The sequence below is a fragment of the Streptomyces sp. NPDC050610 genome, from assembly GCF_040654875.1.
In the GTDB taxonomy this organism is placed as follows: Bacteria; Actinomycetota; Actinomycetes; order Streptomycetales; family Streptomycetaceae; genus Streptomyces.
This window is the reverse complement of record NZ_JBFAIV010000039.1, coordinates 34,536-51,325: the sequence shown is the minus strand read 5'-3', so window position 1 is coordinate 51,325 and position 16,790 is coordinate 34,536. Positions and strand designations below refer to the sequence as shown.

Genomic DNA, 16,790 nt, shown 5'->3' with positions numbered 1-16,790 from the left:
CACGGCATTCAGCAGCCCGCCATGGACTTGGCTGTTAAGTGTGGAGGGGCACGAGCACAGCAGGCAGGTGCAGCAGATTGCCGCAGGGAGCGCTGGTGCGGGCATCGAGGCCGCGTTCGCCACGGCCGCCGGGCAGGTGACGCGACTTCCGTGGGATCAGGCGGCGTCGGTGCGGTTCGAGGATCTCGCACCGGTATCCGCGTTTCCGGTCGTTCCGGGCCGCCGATGGGGGCCGGGCTGGTGGTGGTCGGCCACCACCGGACGGCACGTCGTGCACGGTTCGGCAGCAATGCGCACCCAGCTGATGGTCCTGGACCGGGATCCGGACGTGACCGGTCTGTCCGCACGTCCGGTACGGCTGCTGTGGCGGGATGCCGACGGACGGGTGCGCTCGTGGGTGCCTCAGCTGTTTGCCCGGTACGCCGACGGCACCGGCCTGCTCGCCGACTGTCCCTCCAGCCCGACCACCGTGGCAGACAGGGCGCAGCGGGCGCGGATGGTTCTGGAGGCGGCGTGTGCCTGCGTCGGCTGGGTCTACCGGCGCCTGGAACCACCTCCAGCGGTGGTGGCGGCGAACCTGCGATGGCTGGCCGGTTACCGCCACCCACGCAATCAGGGCCCGCCCGAGTTGCAGGCCGCGCTGGCCGAAGCGTTCGCCGGGCCCCGGCCACTGGCTGACGGGGCAGTATCGGTGGGTGATCCTCTGCAGGTCCTGCCAGCTGTCTATCACGCGCTGTGGTGCGGGCATCTGACGACGCCTCTTGATGAGCCGCTACACGAGGAGACGCTGGTCTGCACTGACGCAGAACGTGGTGGTGGGGGCGTCGAAGAGCATCTGGGCGCCGGGGGCGGCCGAGGAAGGGGTGAGCGCAGTGCGCGGCACACACGGTAAAAGCCAGCGGCCGGTGGTGGAGGTCGGCGCGCACGTCGCCTACCGGGGACAGACCTGGCAGGTCGCCGCCTTACAGGGTCAGCAGGTCTACCTGCTGCAGGAGGACGGCACCGAAACGAGACTGCTGCTGGGGCGGTTGTTCGCCGATCCGGGCTTCGAAGTAGTGGGCGCACGGGCGCCGGGCACGGTGCCGCAGTGGGGACTGTTCGAGACCGTTCCTGTGGCGGCCCAGCAGCGGGCGCTGGCCTGGCTGCCCCACATCCGGAAGGTCGAGACCGGATGGCCGCACCCTGAGGGTGGCCGTGACGGCCAGACGATGCGGCCGGAATACGCCCCTGAGCGGTGGACGCTGGCGCAGCGGGAAGTGGCCAAGGCGAAGGAGCTGGCGGCGCTCGGCTTCGCGCGGGTGACGCGTACGACGGTGCAGCGGATGCGGCACGCCTACCGCAAGCAGGGGTTGTGGGGGCTGGTCGACAAGCGTGCGGTGCCGGCCCGCGGCCGTCATCCGACGGAATATGCGGATGAGCGGGTGGTGGCCGCGGTGCTGGAGGCGCTGCGGCGCCAGCGAGGCCGGTCGAAGGGGACGGTGAAGGGACTGCAGGTACTGGTCGGGCAGATCCTTCAGGACACCCATGGGCGCGGGGTGGTGGAGATGCCGTCACGCTCGACGTTCTACCGGCTGGTGAGCGTGCTGGCCGACCCGGCCGACCGCCCGGGACGCCCGGCACGCACCGCCACCGCACCCGCCCGCGCCTCGTCGGCGCCGGTGGTGCTGCGGCCCGGGGAGCAGGTGCAGATCGACACCACCCGCCTGGACATCATGGCCGTCCTGGAGGACGGCAGCCTGGGCCGGCCGGAGCTGACGATCGCCGTCGACGTCGCCACCCGCTCCATCCTGGCCGCCGTCCTGCGCCCGCACAGCACCAAAGCCGTCGACGCCGCACTGCTCCTGGCCGAGATGGCTGTTCCGCATCCTGCCCGCCCCACCTGGCCCACCCCGCTTCACCTGTCGCGGGCTGAAGTGCCCTATGAGCGGATGCTGTCACTGGACGAGCGGCTGGAAGGAGCGGCCGCGCGGCCGGTGATCGTGCCCGAGACGATCGTCGTCGACCGCGGGAAGATCTACCTCTCGCAGGGCTTCGCCGCCGCCTGCGAGACGCTCGGGGTGAGCGTGCAGCCAGCCCTGCCCCGTCGGCCGCAGGCCAAGGCCGTGGTGGAGCGGACCTTCGGCTCGATCAACGACCTGTTCTGCCAGCACGTCGCCGGCCACACCGGCTCCAACCCCCAGCGCCGGCGGCTCAGCGACGGAGGCCGAAGCACGGTGGACGAGCGGGCAGTTGCAGGACTTCCTCGACGAATGGATCACCTGCGGCTGGCAGAACCGGCCCCACGACGGACTGCGCCACCCCGTCCTGCCCAAAACCGCCCTCACCCCGAACCAGTTGTGGGCCGCGCTGATCACCATCAGCGGCTACGTGCCAGTGCCTCTGACCGGGGCCGACTACCTCGACCTGCTGCCGGTGCGCTGGCAGCCCGTCACCGAACGCGGCATCCGCCTCGACTACCGCACCTACAACCACGACATCCTCGATCCCCACCGCAGCCAGCGTTCTCCCATCGTGGCCAGGGACGGTAAGTGGGAGGTCCACCACAACCCCCACGACGCCCGCCAGATCTGGGTCCGCCTCACCGACGGACAGCTCCACGAAATCCCGTGGGTCCACCGCGACCATGTCCACCAGCCCTTCAACGACGCCATCTGGCGCCACGTCCAGGCCGAGATCGAACAACGCGGGGACCGCGACCAGCACGAAGCCGACCTCGCCGACGCCCTCGACCAGCTCCTGCGCCGCACCCGCCACCCCGCCGAGACCGAGCAGAAAACTCGCCGTCGCAGGGCCTCCCGCTCCGGTACGGCAGCACAGTTGCCCGATCTTCCAGGCCAGCGGCGCCCACTCGGCGCAGAGGCCGCACCGGCCCCGGCACCGGACTGGAGCGAGAGCCATGACGACCTCATGAGCGTCGACACCGCGGCCCAGACCGGCACGAGCGAGCCGGAGGGCGCCAGCGGGCTGCCGGGAACGGCAGGCGGGTATGGGCTGTGGGACGCCGAAGCGGAAGCCGAGCAGTGGTGAACGCCTCGCCGGGCACGAGCGATGCGCGGGCCGGCAAGTCACTGTCGACGGCGGAGCGGTCTCCCGGTGCCGCGGCAAGCGCCGACGACGGCCAGGATCCGCAGCCACAGGCGGTGACCACTTGGGACGGCTTCCAGGCCTTCGCCACCACCCCCGGGGCGGCTCCGCCCCCACCCGGCACGCCGCACCGCAGCCTTGAGGAACGCCTGGCCTATCACTCGCGGTTCGTCACCGTGCGCACCCCGGCCATCGACGCTCTCGCCAAGAACGTGCGCATGCTGATGATCCTCGGCCGCCATCAGACGGTCACCGCACGGCCGTCCCTGATCGTCACCGGCCCCGCCGGCGCCGGGAAGACCACCGCGCTGCTCCAGGTCGGGCGCGCCTGCCATCTCGCCCACATCCGCCGCCACGGCGCTGCAGCAGCGGCCGGGCATGTTCCCGTCGCCTACGTCCTGGTCCCGCCCGCCGCGAGCGCGAAGACCCTGGCCGCCGAATTCGCCCGCTACCTCGGCATCCCCGTCGCCGCCGGCATGTCCCAGGCCCAGATCACCAACTCGGTCTGCCACACCTACACCGCCGCGGGCGTCCAGCTGGTGCTGATCGACGAGATCCACCGGCTCAACCCCCGCACCACCACCGGCGCCCAGAGTGCCGACCTGCTCAAAGATCTCACCGAACGCATCGGCGCCACCTTCGTCTACGCCGGTATCGACGTCACCACCACCCCCCTGTTCACCGGAGTGCGCGGCGCCCAGCTCGCCGGACGCGCCTCCCTCATCGACTGCGCCGCCTTCCCCGCCCGTCTCGGCGACGAAGAGCCCTTCCGCGACCTCATCACCGCGATCGAGAGCGCGCTCGACCTGCGCCACCACCGGCCCGGAACCCTCCCCAAGCTGGCCCCCTACCTGCACGAACGCACCGCCGGCCGCATCGGCAGTCTCGCCCGCCTCATCCGCCAGGCCGCCATCACCGCCCTCATCGACGGCACCGAACGCATCGCCAAAACCACCCTCGGCGCGATCCGCTTGGACCACCTCGCCGAACAGCACTACCGCCCCCACCCGCGGCCGCGAAGCCGGAGTACCGGCACGTCATGAGCCGGACAGACGTCACAACCCGCGCCGCAGCAGGGGGCGGCGCCGCACAGCACATCGTCGTCGCGGGGGCATGGCTGCGGATCCCCTCAGCAGCCGCGCCGGGCGTGCTCCGCGTACGGCCACTGCCCTTTGAAGCGACCGCCTCCCACACCCAACGCCTCGCCGAGACCTACCGGCTGACGCTCCCCCAGCTCCTTGGCGGCACCGGCATCACCCTCCACGGCCACGGCACCCTGCCCACGGCCGAACTCACTTTCACTCCGCGCGCGGCCCGGCACCTCGCCGCCCTGGCCTGCGCCCCGCTCCCCCACCTGACGCACGCTCTGCCCCACCTCGCCCTGCTCGGCAACGCCCACGGCGCCGGAGCAGCCGCGCGCTGGAAGCGGCTCGAGACCGAGTAGCAGCCCGTCCGCGCCTGCACCCTGTGCACCCGCCACCGCAGCCACGAGACCACCGACACCGCCTTGCTTCATCGGCCGCCGCACCGGCTGATGTGCCCACGCCACCACCAAGCAGCCCCCGACCCACGACTCACCACCACCATCCGGACCTGGGCAGCGCCCACACTCACCGCCGCACACCACGCGCACCAGCGCCTCCTACGGCACTCACGCGCCAGCACCGCCTGGACCGCGGTGCGCGCCATCACCACCCGCTGGTACGACCACCAGCAACACCTCACCCACCGCTGGCACACCCGCCTGACCCGGCTCTGCGCCGCCAACCCCCACCTGACCACCACGGGCAGCGCCTCCCCCGCCCTGCTGACCCGCGATCTGGTGATCTACCCGGAAACCGTCACACTCGCCACCCTGCCGAGCCAGCTACGCCGCGGCACCGACGACGCCCTCAACCTCATCGCCCACCGACTCGAACTGCCCCGCCTGGCCAGCAACGCAAACGACCCCCTCCGGGCCTTCCTCACCCACACACGCCACTGACCAGCACCATCCGGAACCTCAAGCCCCCAAGAGCGCAGCCCCCATAGACGTGCCACCACACCTACGAGAAGCACAAGATCAATCCCGCACAACTACCGGACCGCAGACCAAGCCCCCGAACAACCAAACCGAACACGCCCCAAGCCACGCCCACCACACCCGAACCCAACCGCTTCAACCGACCCGAATCCCACCCCGAAAGGCAGAACACCAGACCACAACAGCCCAACCACCTGAAAATCACCGGCCCGTCACAACGCAAGGGGGCGCGGTGTGGGAGCCGCGTGTGCAGCAGGTGGTTGCGGCTACGCGCCGGTGGTGTCCGGATCCGCTGGGCTGGGGCGTTGAGCAGTGGCGGCTGCCGGTACGGGATGTGGTGGTGTTTCCGGAGGTCGTCGCGATCGCGGAAGCTCTGGTGGATCCGCGGATGCAGCAGCTGGCCGCCGGAAGCGGTGCGGGTGCCCTGGTGCGCGGCCGGGGTGATGATGAGCGGTTTACTGCCGCGTTGGGCGAGCGTCTGGGACGGCCATGGCGGCCCGTTGGCGTCCTGGGCTCGTGCGGTGGTACGGACGGTGGTGGGTACACAGCGCGCACCGGCCGACGGAAGTAGGAACGGATCTGCGCCGGCTGGCAGACCCCCTGGGCGCAGTCGCAGGCTCCCGTGAGGCTTCGGGTACAGCAGGACGTGGCGGACCGGCGGCTCGAGGATGGCGGGTGAAGTTGGCGGTGCCGCGGAGGGCCGGGCACGGCCAGGGCCTGGAACAACGGCATGCGCAGTTGTTTACCGACGGACTTGAGCAGGTCCGTCGTCATGTGGAGTGGTTCGGGCATTCGGCCATCGCGCACACCGCCAGCGGGGTGCGGGAGGGTTCGATCCGGGTCGGTGGCTGGCCAACCGGCGTGCCGACGCGACGTCACTGACCGTGAAGCAGACGGAACAGCTTCGACGCCTGGATGCATGGTGGAACCCGCCCTGGCCGGTGGCCTGGCAATGCATGTGGTGGGCCTCCCACTACCACCTGACTGGGCCCCGGACGGTGTTGAGTGGTGGCCCGGCGCCCCAGGCGACGGCCACATCACCACCTGGCTGCGGGAGCAGAGTGCGCGACGGACACTGTTGTTGCCAGAGCGGCGGCGTCTGGTCGATGAACTGCTGTCTTTGACAGGCGGAATGCCGGTGTGGCGGCCGCGGATCAGCGATGTCGCCTGGCAGACGCTGTCCGGGCTGCTGCCCGCGCGGTCGCATACCGGGGGCCGTCCCCGCAGCGAACGGCGGATCCTGGAAGCCATCGTCCACATCGCCTGCGCCGGACAGGCGTGGACACGGCTTCCCCCAGCTCTGGGTCCCTTCCATGCCTGCCGGCTCCGCTTCCTTCGCTGGCTCGACGACGGCACCCTCAAGTAGATCTGCCGTGCTCGAGGGGACGCTGTCTGGCAGCAACGGCTGGCCGCCTACATCGACACGCCTGCCTGAAGAGATCCGTAACCGCGTGCGCCAGGAGCGTGGTGTGCATCCGATGGTGAGGCGTTCGTCAATACGGTGCCGCCCAGGGCATCTGACGCGAGCGTTGTCGTCCGGTCTGCCGGACGACAACGCCGGCCGGCGGGGGCTCACCGGGGCATGGGCGGTCCGTCACAGGCGGGGCAGGGCGGAGCGGTCCTGGGCGGTGATGTGGAGGGTGTGCAGGGGTTGGGTCCGGGTGGGGCGGATGATTTCGAACCAGTCGACGCCCCCCTGCAGGTGGTGAAGGATGCTGCGGTGGTGGCTCCAGCCGAATCCGACGCCGGTCTGCCAGGTGGTGCCGCTGTAGCGGCTGCCGATGACCGGTTCCCCGTGCAGGTAGACGGAGTCGAGGGGGCGGGCTGTGGCTTCAAGATGGGCGAGGACGGCTGCCGCGGCGCGGCGCAGCGGGCTGGTCTCGCTCCAGCGGGTGAGGGTTTCGAGGGCTGCGGGATGAGCGGGTTCGGCGTCGGGGAGCTGGAGTTGGCGGATGGTGGCGGCCTTGCGGTCGACGAGGTCGGTGAGATCGACGCGGACCGGGCGCGGGACCCAGCGGTCGATGCCGTCGAAGGCTTCGATCATGTGGTCGCGTGGGGCCCGGCCTGCCTCGGGGTCGGGGGTGATGGCGGCGAGCCGGGTGCGGGCGGCATCGACGGGTTCGCCCCGTGTCCATAGCAAGGTCAGCTCGAACCCTTCCGCTTCGAGGGTCTTGCGTTCACCGAAGTGGATCTGCAGACCGCGGCTGTTGCCCTTCAAGGCGCGCTTCATCGAGGCGGAAGGGTCACGGCCGTAGGACAGGGCGTGGACAAACTCGGAGACGAGACGGTCGTCCCTGCGGTGCTCCACGACCAGGTCGACGTCCGAGGGGTTCAGTGCGCCGCGTGCATAGGAGCCGAAGACGAGGATCTCGTCGACGAGGTCCAGCGGCCAGCCTCCCTGCTCCAGCCGGTCGAGCATGTCGTTCAGGAGCGTGGTGGCGCGCTCGCGTTTCACGGAAGACCTCCGCTGGCCGGTGCGGGTGCCGGTGCACCTTGGGCTACGGTACAGCCGGTCTACTGCGGGGCGCACGGCCAAGGGTGGGGCACGGTGGTCTCTTTAGGGCGCAGTTCACGCTGGTGGCGTCGGTGCCCTCGTGACCACGCGGTCCGCCGTCACCGACTGGGCGACATCAACTGCGGGGAAAGCCTCGGCCCCGCTCAGCCGCTCACCACACCGAGCAGGACCCGGACCGTCTCCGCCATCGTCTCCCGGCCGTGGGTGATGTAGGGGCGGGGGTCGGTCAGGTCGGGGCGCTCCGCCAGTGTCTCGCGGACCGCGCCGGTGAACGCGACGTTGAGGGCGGTACCGATGTTGATCTTCACGATGCCCGCCTGAACGGCTTGTCGCAGGTCGTCGTCGCCGACGCCCGACGAACCGTGCAGCACCAGGGGTACGGGCACGGCCTCCCGCAGGCATTCGATGAGCGCGTGGTCCAGGGTGGCGGAGCGTTCGGTCATCGCGTGGCTGCTGCCGACGGCGACGGCCAGGGCGTCCACGCCGGTGTCCGCGACATAGCGCGCCGCCTCCTGCGGGTCGGTGCGCACCCCGGCCGCGTGGGCGCTCGCGGGAGCGTCGGGCTTGCCGCCCACGTAGCCGAGTTCGGCCTCCAGCCACAGGCCCGCGCCGTGGGCCCACTGGGCCGCGGCGCGGGTGGCGGCGAGGTTCTCGGCGTACGGCTGCGCCCCGGCGTCGAACATCGCGGAGGAGAACCCCGCGTCGGCCGCCGTGCGCAGCAGCCGCATGTCCGTCACGTGGTCCATGTGCAGTGCGACGTCGACGTCACAGGCCTTGCCGACTTCGGCGGCGGCCCGTGCGATCGGCTCGACCCGGCCGCCGTGGAACCGTACGGCGTTCTCGCTGATCTGCAGGATCACCCCCGGGGCGCCCGCGGCGGCGGCGCCGGCGGTGATCGCCTCGGCGTGCTCCAGCGTGATCACGTTGAACGCCGCGACGGCGCGGCCCGCGGCGGCGGCCTTCGAGACGAGTTCGCGCGTGGGAACCAGGGGCATAGGGGTGTCCCCTCGCTTTCATGTCGGTTCGGTGCGTACGGGCCGGTGTCGGCCCGTACGCTGCGTGGTTCGGCCGGTACGGATATGTGGGCGGTCAGGACTTCTGCGGGACCGGGCTCACGTCCGCGCCGTCGTCCGCCGTGCCCGGGGCCGCGGAGTTCTCGGCGTCCTCGCCGCTCTTCTCGTCGCTGTAGACCATCAGGGTCGAGCCCGCGAGGGCCAGCACGATACCGAGGGCGCCCCATACGTTCGGGAGCGTTTGGTAGACCGCCAGGGACAGCACGATGGTCAGCACCGGGGCCAGCGCGTTGGTGATGGGGGCGACGACCGTGGCCTTGCCCCGGCTGAACGCCATGACCAGGAACAGCGCGCCGACCGCGTTGAGGACCTGGGTCACCGCGGTGAGTGCCGGCGCCTGCCACGGAGCGTCGGAGGGGAAATCGCCCATCATCACGAACGCCACCGGAACCAGCAGGAGTCCGCTGATGGTCATCCAGCCGAAGGTCGTCGCGTCGTTGACCCCGACCACCGCGGCCTTGCGCATGCAGAACGCCTGCACGCCCCAGGCGATACAGATCAGGATGGCCATCAGCAGCCACGGGCCGTGCGAGTTCGAGTCGTCCTTGCCACTGGGAATGCTGAGCAGCACGATCGCCGCCAGCGCCGCGACGACGCCCACCAGGGCGAGCCGGTTGATCCGCTCCCGCAGCAGCGCCATCGCCATGAGGACGGTGATCACCGGGGAGAGCGACACCAGGGGGAAGATCAGGTACGCCGGGCCGTTGGCGAGCGCGTGGAACAGCAGGAGTTGGCCGCCGGCGCCGGTCAGTCCCGCGATCAGTCCGTACACGGCGGCGACAGGCCGGCGGTCGAATTTGTTGCCGCGCATCGCGAAGTACGCGGGAATGAGCATTGTGAAGGCCCAGATGATGTAGATCATCTCGTTGGGGTAGCCGTATCTGCTGTTCGGCTCGCTGGAGAAGGCGCCCCACACACCCCAGAACAGGACCAGCAGCGACGCGTACAGGATCCAGCTCTTCTTGCCTGCGTTCATCGGTCTTCTCCTCCTGGGGCAGAGATCCCGGAGGCCATGCGCAGCGCGTCGAGCGCGGGCTGGTCGAGCGGGGTTTCGGCGATTTTCGCCGCGTACAGGGCGGCGCCTACGACGGGCTCGTACAGAGGGTGTCGCAGTTCGTAGTGGGTGAATCGACTCTTCAGTCCGGTGGCGAACGCCTCCAGAACCGCGTCCGCGCCGAAGGTGCCGCCCGAGTAGGAGACCGGTACGGTCTCGTCCGGGCCGAACTCCAGCCGCTCGCGGGTGACTTCGACGAGCAGGGCGAGTTCCCGGCCGGCCTCGGCGAGGATCGCCGAGGCGGCCTCGTCGCCCAGACCGGCCGCCTCGGCCACCGAGCGGCTGAGCGCGGCGATCCGGCCGCGGTCGCCCTGCCACTGGTTGTGGACGACGTCGATCACGTCGAGGTCGGACGCGAGATCCAGGTGGCGCCGGAACACCTCGGCCAGGGGGCCCTCGGGGAGCCGTCCGTCGCCCATCCGCGAGAAGGCGTTGAGGCCGCGGACCGCGATCCAGTGCGCCGATCCCTCGTCGCCGAACATCTCGCTCCAGCCGCCGACGCGCGCGCCCCGGCCCAGCCGCTCGCCGTAGGTCATGGAGCCGGTGCCGCTGATGACGTTGATGCCGTCGACCGCGCCCAGTGAACCGGCCCAGCCGCAGACCATGTCGTTGTCGCAGGCGTAGCGGTCGTGTCCGAGCACGGCTCGCGGGGTCGCGTTCAGGACGGGCAGATCGCGGGCCGCCTCCCCGTAACCGGGCAAGCCGAAAAAGGCGTACTCGATGTCGGCGGGGGTCAGCTCGGCCGCCGCACAGACAGCGTCGACGCCTTCTCCCAGCACACGCTCGACGAGCTCGATGCCGTGGGAGAAGTAGTACGAACTTGCCGCCTGCGCTCGCGCCACGACTTGTCCGCCCCGGTCGACCAGGCAGAATGCGGTTTTCGTACCGCCGCCGTCGACACCTAGGAACATCGTTGTACCTCCGTCCGGCGCCCTGGATCCGCGCCGTTGATGCCTTTGATCAGTTGTGCAAGGAGTGCAGGGTCACGCCCTGCACGACGCGGTTGACCTCACCCGAGGGGAACGGGTTGTCGGCCCGCAGGCCCCGGGCCTGGGCGGCGCGCAGGGCGATGAGCTGGGCGTACACCACAGCGGACAGTGCCAGGGCGACGTCCTCGACGCCGTCGAGGCCCGGCAGCGGCCAGGCATCGTCGCCCTCCGCTTCCGCGCCGGGGCCCGCGGAGACCGTGACGGGGCCCGCGGAGACCGTGACGACGCTGCCGGCGGGAAGATTTCCGCGCAGCTCCGCGGAGATGTCCTGGTCGTACTTGCGGGTGTAGGGGTCGTTCGACATGTACACCACGACGGCCGAACGGTCGTTGAGCACCGCCTTGGGACCGTGCCGGAATCCCAGCGAGGTCTCCGAGACGGCCATGAGCCTCCCGCCGGTGAGTTCGAGCACCTTCAGCGCCGACTCCTCGGCGAGGCCCTTCAGCGGGCCGCTGCCCAGGAAGACGATGCGCTCGGGCGCGCGGGCCACGAGGGCGCCGACGGTGCGGTCCACGGCGTCGCTCTCGCAGATCGACTCGACCGCCTCGGCCAGGCGTCCGGCGACCCCGTCGTAGGCGCTGCCGCCGAGAGCGAGCAGTGCCGCGAGCGTCATGCACGTGAAGCTCGACGTCATGGCGAAACCGCGGTCGTTGGACGCGGCCGGCATCAGTAGCACGTGGGACTTCGGCAGCTCCGCGTGCTCGCGGGCCAGCCGGCCCTGTTCGTTGCAGGTGATCACGAGGTGGTGCACCTCGGAGAGGACCTGGTCGGCCAGGGCGGTGGCGGCCACGGACTCCGGGCTGTCGCCCGAGCGCGCGAAGGAGACCAGCAGCGTGGGAACGTCCTCGGCGAGAGCGCCGCGGGGGTCGGCGACGAGGTCCGTGGTGGGGACCGCGTCGACGCGGCGCCCCAGGCGCCGGGCCAGGGCGGGCTGGAGCACCTGGCCGGCGAACGCGGAGGTGCCGGCGCCGGTGAGTACGACACGCAGGTCACCGCGGGCGACGAGCGGACGCACGAAGGCGTCCAGCGACTCCCGGGAGGCCGCGACGATCCGGTCGACCTCCCGCCACAGGGCGGGCTGCTGGGCGATCTCGCGGACGGTGTGGGCGGCGCCGTCGTCCAGGGACAGGGCGCCGGAGGGCGTGGTCACACGTGCTCCATCAGGTCGGGGTGGCAGGCGCGGTCGTAGTCGCGCAGGACGTCGCGGACGTGGTCCACGGCCAGGTCGCGCGGCCGGGCGGCGAGCTCGCCGTGGCGGACGCGGGCGTACTGGAGCGGGAGGTGGGCGCTGAGCAGCGGCAGCGGGATGTCCACGGCCGAGAGGTTGTCCATCAGCCGGGCCTGGGCCTTTTCGATCTCAGGGTCGGGCCAGTAGTACCGCATCCGGTCGCTGTAGCTGTAGCGGCGTGCGAGGCGCTGTTCGGCGGCGCTGCCCGGGTAGTAGCCCTCCCACTTGGCGGGCTCGGCGAGCATCCGCTCCTCGACGACCTCGGGCAGGCGGGACCGCTCGGCGGCCGGGACCAGCTCGTCCTCGATCGCGGCGAGCGCGAACAGCGCCTCGCGCAGGGCGAAGGTCAGCCCGGGGCCCACCTTGAGGACCGCCCAGTGGTCCTCGACCAGCGCGGTGAGCGCCTCGGCGGTCTGGTAGTCGGTCGAGTGGGCCTCGTAGACCATGGTGGGCTCGTCGTCGAGGACCTTGCGCAGTTCCTCGGTCAGCTCGCGCCGGTAGTCGACGACCCGCACATGGTCGAACTCGACGGCCGGCTGGACGACGAGGGCCATGACGCGCGGCCAGACCTCGTCGATGCCGTGCTGGGCGAACGCCTTGCGGTGCTGCTCCAGAGTGGTACGTGCCGCCCCGGGCGTGGTCGGGGCGAGCGCGTCGAGGGTCTCGTGCGCGCCGCCGGGGGTGGGCACCTCGGTACCGATCACGTACCGGATCCGCTCGGCCCGCTCGGGGCCGGCCGTCTCCTCGGCCGTCCGGATCAGCCGGGCGGCGCGTTCGGCGACCAGGTCGTCGGTCAGCGGTACGGGGTCGCCGGCGCAGGCGAAGCTGCAGTCCAGGTGGATCTTGGTGAAGTCCGCCGCCACGTAGGCGGCGACCAGGGCGTCGGCCCGCTCCATCGCCTCGTCGGGCGTCAGGGACTGCCACCGGTTCGGTCCGAGGTGGTCGCCGCCGAGGATCACGCGGTCCAGTGGCAGACCGCTTTCGGCGGCGATGCCGTACACGAGGTCGCGGAAGTCCGCGGGACGCATGCCCGTGTAACCGCCGTACTGGTCGACCTGGTTCGAGGTCGCCTCCACCAGTACATGACCGCCGGTCTCCCGTGCTTGCACCACTGCTGCCTCGATGACCAGCGGATGAGCCGAACACACCGAGGTGATGCCCTGCGGTTGTCCGGCCTTCTGACGCCGGACGACCTCGCTCAATGGGCTCTGCATTGCCAACCCCTTACTCAACGTGCATCTCAAGCCAATGTGCCGTCATGGCCTGCGGCTCATTCCGGACAGTACTGGTCTTATTCGGGGTCGTCAATAGTCTTATTCTGGTATGCCTCTGGTATTGCACAGTCGCACCGGCAGACCCGCGGCGATCGTCCGGGTCCGGTTAGTGATCGTTCTGGGCCGGTTGGTGGTTGTTCAAGTCTGGTTGGTGATGGAGGCCCGGAACCGGTAGCGGTCCCCCCGGTAGACCTGGACGGTCAGTTCGATCGGGCGTGATTCCTGGTTCGACGTCAGCTGGGTCGCGACGAGCATCGGCATGGTCTCCCCGATCTCGAACAGCTCGATCTCCCGTGGCGTCGGATGGCGGGCCTCGACCGAATAGTCGGCGACGCGGGGCAGCTGCGGCGGGTCGGCGGCGCGCAGGGTGGCGTAGAGCGAGGCCGTATGGAAGTCGGTCTCGGCCAGGGCAGGGCAGGCCGCCAACGGAAGCCGGTTGTGTTCGAGCACGACGAGCAGACCGTCGAGGAAGCGCAGTCGGTGGAGGTCGAAGAGGTCGGCGCCCGGAGCGATCCGGAGCTGCTCGGCCTCGGTCACCGTGGCCGGGCGAACGGTGGCGGAGAGCACCTTGCCGGCCGTCGTCAAGCCGTTGACCTGCGCATAGTCGGCGAACCCCTGGACCTGCGGGGCCGCCGAGGCCGACGTCACCGTCGCCTCGGGGAGCAGACCGAGCTCGGCGACGAACCACCCGCGCGACGACGACGGCCGCACGATGCCCCTCGACTCCAACTGCGCGAGGGCCGCCCGCAGCGTCACGCGCGACACGGCATACCGGTCGACCAGAGCCCGCTCGGAGGGCAGCCGGTCACCGGGGCGGGCGGCAGCGGCGCGCAGGTCGTCGAGCAACTGCTTGGCCGTGCGCTCGTACAACGGGAGGACGTCGTCACCGAACAGGCCCCTGGGCATCGACGCTTTCGCATCTGTCATACCAGAAGCGTACCAATTCGATCGACGCCGCGAACCCGCGTCCAGGAGGCCCGCCAGGAGACCAATCCGTTGACATGCCAATCGAATACCGCTTACGTTCTCGAAGCAGGCCACCCGATGATGGAGAAGTCGCCCGCGAGCGACCTTCCGTTTCGCCGCGCCTCGGGCACCCGCCGGTGATCGAGGCAGCGTTGTCGCAGTTCACCGAGGATGCCCGCCCGCTACCGCCGGAGGCGACCTCGCACTGGGGCACCCGTTCGGACGATACGCCGCCCCCGACCCCGACCCCAGCCGACCCATTGCGAAAACCGGTAGTAAGACCAGGCATCGACCAGCCTCACGGACGGTCGCTCCGTCGCGAGCGTGCGGCTCGACTTCGACGATCCACGACGACGGACAAAGGCGGCTGCTCCAGTCGGGCACGCACGACCGAAAGAGAGTTCGACATGACGGACATGAACCGGCGAAGCGTACTGAAGGTGGCGCTGGGAGGTGCCGGCCTGGCCGCCTTCCCCGCCGTGGCCATGGGCGCCTCACCCGCGGCCGCCGCGCCGAACTCGGATCCTGACCTCGTCGGAGTCGGCGACACCTCCATCACCCTGGAGTTCGACGACCAACTGCGCAGCCGGGTGGCGCTCAAGGGCGCCGGCCTCACCCGCTTCGACGCCGGCGAAGCCCTGCTGGTGGACGGCAGGGCCATCGAGGCGTTCGCCTACCGCGGGCACCGGACCTACCACACCCGGCATCCCCGCCACGGCGCGGGCGTCCGGGTGACGATCGAGGGCACGTCCAAGGAAGGCGTGCAGAAGACGGTCGAGCTGACCTCCTTCAAACGCCTCACCGGCATGATCGTGATGAAGGTGACCTACACCAACAGGTCCTCCACCGCGCTGAAGGTGACCGGGTGGCGCAACGGGGCCCACGAACTCCTGGAGACTCCCGGCGGCTTCTACACCTTCTCCGGCACCACGTACACGGACCGCCGCGACTGGGTGATGCCGGTGAAGGACGGCTACGTCCAGGAGAACTCGCTGGGGATGGACTCCTCCGACTACGGCGGCGGCACCCCGCTGGCGACCGTCTGGCGCCGGGGCGCGGGCCTCTCCGTCGGACATGTCGAGCCCGTGGCGACGATCCTGCGCATGCCGGTCCGCAAGACGGACGCCGGAGCGAGCATCGCCGTCCAGGACGACACCGCCCGCACCCTGAAGCCGGGCCGTCGGCTCAGCACCGACACCACGTTCCTGACCGCCCTCCCGGGCGACCACTTCGTGCCGCTCCAGCGGTACCGCGACTACATGAGCGACATCGGCCAGCGCGCCCCCAAGGTCCCCGCCTCGGCCTTCGAACCCATCTGGTGCGCCTGGGGCTACGAGCGCGGCTTCGCCACCGAGCAGGTCACCGGAGCGCTGCCGAAGGCGCACGAGGTCGGCCTGCGCTGGGCCGCGCTCGACGACGGCTGGCAGACCAACGTGGGCGACTGGGACATCGACACGGCGAAGTTCCCGCGCGGCGAAGCGGACATGCGGGCCTTCACCAAGGAGATACGGGACGCCGGTCTGCGGCCGCGCCTGTGGTGGGCCCCGCTGGCGGCGCACCCCGACAGCAAACTGTTCCGGGACCGGCCCGACCTGCTGCTGCTGGACCGCGACGGCAACAAGCAGTACGTCACCTGGTGGGACTCCTACACCATCTGTCCGGCCTACCAGCCGACGGTGGACTACTTCGTCGAGCAGGCGAAGCGGTTCATCGGCGAGTGGGGTTACGAGGGGCTCAAGATCGACGGCCAGCACCTCAACAGCGTCGCACCCTGCTACAACCCGAAGCACCGGCACGCCCGCCCCGAGGAATCCACCGAGAGCGTGGCCACGTTCTGGAAAGCGATCCACGAAGCCGCGCACAAGGCGAACCCCGACGCCCTCGTCGAACTCTGCCCCTGCGGCACCGCCTTCGCCTTCCACAACCTGCCCTACGTCGACCAGTACCCCAGCTCGGACCCGGAGTCCTCCTACCAGGTCCGGAGCAAGGGCAAGTCGATGAAGGCCCTGATGGGCGCGGGCAGCAGCTACGCCGGCGACCACGTCGAACTGAGCGACGGCGGGAACGACTTCGCATCCTCCTACGGAGTCGGAGCCGTCCTGTCGACCAAGTTCACCCTCCCCGGCACCGGAGCCCCGGACAAGGCGACCGACCTCACCCCGGAGAAGGAGGTCCTCTGGCGCAAGTGGGTGTCCCTGTACAAGAAGAACATGCTGTCCACCGGCGCATACCGCGGCGAGCTCTACGACATCGGCTTCGACAAACCCGAGACGCACGTCGTGGCCAAGAAACGAACCCTCCACTACGCCTTCTACGCCGACCAATGGGACGGGACGGTCGAGCTGCGCGGTCTGGGCCGCACGCAGTACCGCCTGACCGACCCGTTCACCGGCAAGTCCCTCGGAACCGCCACTGCTCGGCACAACACCGTGAAACTGTCCTTCGAACGATTCCAGCTCATCATGGCCGAGCCCATCGGCTGATCAGCCCGGGCGGCTGATCAGCCCGGGCGGCCGGGCGGCCGGGGCAACGCTCGTCCGGCACTACGGAGGGGACCGGCCGCAGGAGTCCCGGGCCTATCTGC

The 16,790-nt window shown here is 70.3% G+C and carries 14 protein-coding genes and 1 pseudogene; 8 read left to right on the top strand and 7 right to left on the bottom strand.

Going from position 1 to position 16,790, the window contains the following annotated elements; all coding sequences use genetic code 11:
* Positions 1–40 precede the first annotated feature (40 nt).
* The 7 genes and pseudogenes from AB0I22_RS33740 (at position 41) to AB0I22_RS33710 (ending at position 6,473) form a co-directional block, all read left to right on the top strand.
* Positions 41–892, top strand: a complete 852-nt coding sequence (locus AB0I22_RS33740; protein ID WP_363134828.1) for a TnsA-like heteromeric transposase endonuclease subunit — start codon at positions 41–43, stop codon at positions 890–892.
* Positions 893–905: 13 nt separating this feature from the next.
* A pseudogene (locus AB0I22_RS33735) lies at positions 906–3,027 on the top strand (Mu transposase C-terminal domain-containing protein).
* A 113-nt stretch (positions 3,028–3,140) separates the two neighbouring features.
* A complete protein-coding gene (locus AB0I22_RS33730) occupies positions 3,141–4,127 on the top strand; it encodes an ATP-binding protein (RefSeq protein ID WP_363134810.1) in 987 nt (328 codons plus the stop codon).
* Positions 4,124–4,528 (top strand): hypothetical protein, encoded by a 405-nt coding sequence (locus AB0I22_RS33725; protein ID WP_363134809.1) that lies wholly within the window; start codon positions 4,124–4,126, stop codon positions 4,526–4,528. Before AB0I22_RS33730 ends, AB0I22_RS33725 begins: the two co-directional genes overlap by 4 nt.
* A gap of 63 nt (positions 4,529–4,591) precedes the next feature.
* Entirely contained in the window at positions 4,592–5,068 is a 477-nt protein-coding gene (locus AB0I22_RS33720) for a hypothetical protein (protein ID WP_363134808.1), read from the top strand.
* A gap of 714 nt (positions 5,069–5,782) precedes the next feature.
* Positions 5,783–5,989, top strand: coding sequence for a hypothetical protein (locus AB0I22_RS33715; RefSeq protein WP_363134807.1), 207 nt, complete (start codon positions 5,783–5,785; stop codon positions 5,987–5,989).
* Positions 5,990–6,026: 37 nt separating this feature from the next.
* Positions 6,027–6,473 carry a transposase gene (locus AB0I22_RS33710; protein ID WP_363134806.1) on the top strand — a complete coding sequence of 149 codons (447 nt, stop codon included), beginning with the start codon at positions 6,027–6,029 and terminating at the stop codon, positions 6,471–6,473.
* A 228-nt stretch (positions 6,474–6,701) separates the two neighbouring features.
* On the opposite strand, the gene AB0I22_RS33705 is transcribed toward AB0I22_RS33710, so the two are convergent.
* The 7 genes from AB0I22_RS33705 to AB0I22_RS33675 form a co-directional block, all read right to left on the bottom strand.
* Complete coding sequence (locus AB0I22_RS33705) at positions 6,702–7,562, bottom strand: nucleotidyltransferase domain-containing protein (protein ID WP_363134805.1); 861 nt, start codon at positions 7,560–7,562, stop codon at positions 6,702–6,704.
* A 203-nt stretch (positions 7,563–7,765) separates the two neighbouring features.
* Positions 7,766–8,617 (bottom strand): ketose-bisphosphate aldolase, encoded by an 852-nt coding sequence (locus tag AB0I22_RS33700; protein WP_363134804.1) that lies wholly within the window; start codon positions 8,615–8,617, stop codon positions 7,766–7,768.
* A 94-nt stretch (positions 8,618–8,711) separates the two neighbouring features.
* Positions 8,712–9,671, bottom strand: a complete 960-nt coding sequence (locus AB0I22_RS33695; RefSeq protein ID WP_363134803.1) for a DMT family transporter — start codon at positions 9,669–9,671, stop codon at positions 8,712–8,714.
* Entirely contained in the window at positions 9,668–10,660 is a 993-nt protein-coding gene (locus tag AB0I22_RS33690) for a BadF/BadG/BcrA/BcrD ATPase family protein (protein ID WP_363134802.1), read from the bottom strand. Before AB0I22_RS33690 ends, AB0I22_RS33695 begins: the two co-directional genes overlap by 4 nt.
* Before the next feature lie 49 nt (positions 10,661–10,709).
* On the bottom strand, positions 10,710–11,888 hold the full coding sequence (locus AB0I22_RS33685; RefSeq protein ID WP_363134801.1) for an SIS domain-containing protein: 1,179 nt from the start codon (positions 11,886–11,888) through the stop codon (positions 10,710–10,712).
* Complete coding sequence (locus AB0I22_RS33680) at positions 11,885–13,180, bottom strand: D-tagatose-bisphosphate aldolase, class II, non-catalytic subunit (RefSeq protein WP_363134800.1); 1,296 nt, start codon at positions 13,178–13,180, stop codon at positions 11,885–11,887. Before AB0I22_RS33680 ends, AB0I22_RS33685 begins: the two co-directional genes overlap by 4 nt.
* A gap of 198 nt (positions 13,181–13,378) precedes the next feature.
* The gene (locus AB0I22_RS33675; protein WP_363134799.1) at positions 13,379–14,167 is read right to left on the bottom strand and encodes a GntR family transcriptional regulator; all 789 of its coding nucleotides are present in this window, start codon (positions 14,165–14,167) and stop codon (positions 13,379–13,381) included.
* 446 nt (positions 14,168–14,613) lie between these two features.
* Here AB0I22_RS33675 and AB0I22_RS33670 point away from each other — a divergent pair, with 446 nt between their 5' ends.
* Positions 14,614–16,689, top strand: a complete 2,076-nt coding sequence (locus tag AB0I22_RS33670) for a glycoside hydrolase family 36 protein (RefSeq protein WP_363134798.1) — start codon at positions 14,614–14,616, stop codon at positions 16,687–16,689.
* Positions 16,690–16,790 lie beyond the last annotated feature (101 nt).

Bases quoted from the DNA above. Each gene is read 5' to 3' on its own strand.
- AB0I22_RS33725 (WP_363134809.1), top strand. From the start codon at position 4,124: ATGAGCCGGACAGACGTCACAACCCGCGCCGCAGCAGGGGGCGGCGCC.
- AB0I22_RS33710 (WP_363134806.1), top strand. From the start codon at position 6,027: ATGGTGGAACCCGCCCTGGCCGGTGGCCTGGCAATGCATGTGGTGGGC.
- AB0I22_RS33700 (WP_363134804.1), bottom strand. From the start codon at position 8,617: ATGCCCCTGGTTCCCACGCGCGAACTCGTCTCGAAGGCCGCCGCCGCG.
- AB0I22_RS33695 (WP_363134803.1), bottom strand. From the start codon at position 9,671: ATGAACGCAGGCAAGAAGAGCTGGATCCTGTACGCGTCGCTGCTGGTC.
- AB0I22_RS33690 (WP_363134802.1), bottom strand. From the start codon at position 10,660: ATGTTCCTAGGTGTCGACGGCGGCGGTACGAAAACCGCATTCTGCCTG.
- AB0I22_RS33680 (WP_363134800.1), bottom strand. From the start codon at position 13,180: ATGCAGAGCCCATTGAGCGAGGTCGTCCGGCGTCAGAAGGCCGGACAA.
- AB0I22_RS33675 (WP_363134799.1), bottom strand. From the start codon at position 14,167: ATGACAGATGCGAAAGCGTCGATGCCCAGGGGCCTGTTCGGTGACGAC.
- AB0I22_RS33670 (WP_363134798.1), top strand. From the start codon at position 14,614: ATGACGGACATGAACCGGCGAAGCGTACTGAAGGTGGCGCTGGGAGGT.